The organism is Paramesorhizobium endophyticum (assembly GCF_014640615.1).
Lineage (GTDB): Bacteria > Pseudomonadota > Alphaproteobacteria > Rhizobiales > Rhizobiaceae > Paramesorhizobium > Paramesorhizobium endophyticum.
The window spans coordinates 1-1,698 of record NZ_BMHH01000070.1; the positions used below are offsets into that span (position 1 = coordinate 1).

Annotated in this window: 3 protein-coding genes; all 3 read left to right on the forward strand. The window is 57.4% G+C overall.

Annotated elements, in window-relative coordinates; genetic code table 11:
• The first annotated feature begins 172 nt into the window (after positions 1–172).
• The 3 genes from IEX53_RS23575 to IEX53_RS24445 are packed head-to-tail and all read left to right on the forward strand — an operon-like array spanning position 173 to position 1,673.
• Positions 173–865 carry a response regulator gene (locus tag IEX53_RS23575; RefSeq protein WP_188826603.1) on the forward strand — a complete coding sequence of 231 codons (693 nt, stop codon included), beginning with the start codon at positions 173–175 and terminating at the stop codon, positions 863–865.
• Entirely contained in the window at positions 862–1,329 is a 468-nt protein-coding gene (locus tag IEX53_RS24135; RefSeq protein ID WP_236016356.1) for a hypothetical protein, read from the forward strand. Before IEX53_RS23575 ends, IEX53_RS24135 begins: the two co-directional genes overlap by 4 nt.
• Positions 1,296–1,673: a histidine kinase dimerization/phospho-acceptor domain-containing protein gene (locus tag IEX53_RS24445; protein WP_373288719.1), complete on the forward strand. Its 378-nt coding sequence runs from the start codon at positions 1,296–1,298 to the stop codon at positions 1,671–1,673. Before IEX53_RS24135 ends, IEX53_RS24445 begins: the two co-directional genes overlap by 34 nt.
• Positions 1,674–1,698 lie beyond the last annotated feature (25 nt).

A 1,698-nucleotide genomic window follows, 5' to 3' on the forward strand; every position in this document is an offset into this window, starting at 1 on the left:
GGAATCAGAATTCCGCAGCCAGGGGAATCCTCAATACGATTCCGCGTTCAACGGACACGCTCTAGCAACCCCAGCGTTAAGTGCCGTTAAGCTGGTGTAAAGTTATGTAAAACCACTCGGTCGCTCGCCTCGGTTCGTGGCATGAGGGTCTGAAATAGTGAATGAAATGCCGATGACGAAAGTTCTGTTGATTGACGATGACGAGGAACTGACCTCGCTTCTCATCGAATATTTGAGCGAGGAAGGCTTTCTGGGCCAGGCCGCGAACGATCCGCGCCTTGGCATCGAGGATGCTCTGTCCGGGCGCCACGACATTGTCATCCTCGATGTCATGATGCCGCGCATCAATGGAATTGATGTGCTCCAGAGGATTCGTGCCTCCAGCGACATTCCGGTCTTGATGCTGTCCGCCCGCGGAGAAAATGTCGACCGGATTACCGGGCTCAATCTCGGAGCCGATGACTATGTCGCCAAGCCTTGCTCCCCCGACGAAATCGTAGCGCGGCTGCGGGCGATCCTGCGCCGGTTGCGCAAATCCGATCACAATGCCGCATCCAGCGTGGTACGGGCCGGTACGCTGGAAGTCTACCCCGGTTCCCGAACCGCGGCATGCGACGGCCATCCGCTTGAGCTCACCGGAACCGAATTCAATCTGCTGGAAGTTCTGGTTCGTGAGGCAGGGCAGCTCGTTGCAAAGAATGATTTGTCCAAACGCGCCTTTGGCAGCACGCTTGCCCCGTTCGACCGGCGGATCGACGTTCATATCAGCAGCATTCGCCAGAAGCTCGGCTTGCGCCACGATGGACAACCCTGGATCAGGACGGTCCGTGGACAGGGATACCAACTGGTTCAGGACCCTTCATGAGCCGGCTGTTCCGAAGACTGTTCTTCACGATATGGCTGTGCATAGCCGGAACGATCGGCCTCGTTCTCATCTTGGCAAGACTCTCCGGAGCCTCGCTTCCCGCTGAGGAGAAGTACCCAACCACAGCAGCACTTGCGCTTGATCTGGTCGCCACACTCGTCGCAACGGACCATCTCGACGCCGCCCACGCGGTTACCGCGACGCTGGCCAACATATCGTCATCGCGGCCGGAAATAGCCGCAGTTGCAGCAGGAAGCGCTTCCGCTTGCCAGGCGGGCACAGCAGACAGCAATCGCGATACCCGCTTCGTTGAAGCGGGAGGCCGTTGCTTCAAGGTAACGGTCGAGCAGCAACATCGTCCGTATATTGTCTTCAAAATATTGTCTTCAAATACATCTTCTTCCCCTTTATCACCTGTTTCTTCGCGAGCTTGCTGGCGTCATTCTGGCTGGCTAAATTCCTGACCCGTCCGATCGTCACGCTGAAAAACGGCTTTCACAAACTGGCAGGCGGGGATTTCACGACCCGGATCGGGAGCAGGTTCAAGGCCCAACGCGACGAAGTCTCCGACCTCGCGCATGACTTCGACCTTACCGCTGAAAAGCTTGAAACCCTGCACGCCACCCGGCAGAGGCTCTATCACGACATCTCGCACGAGCTGCGATCTCCGCTTTCCCGCCTTCAGGTCGAACTGGGAATGCTTCGGCAGAAGCCCGGAAAAATCGACACGATGCTTGACCGGATGAATAACGAGATCGAACGGCTGAGAGCGGCGGTGCAAAAGTGGGCCACGGTAGCGGCGGAATAATCCAGCCGCGGGCGGAGTAAAAACC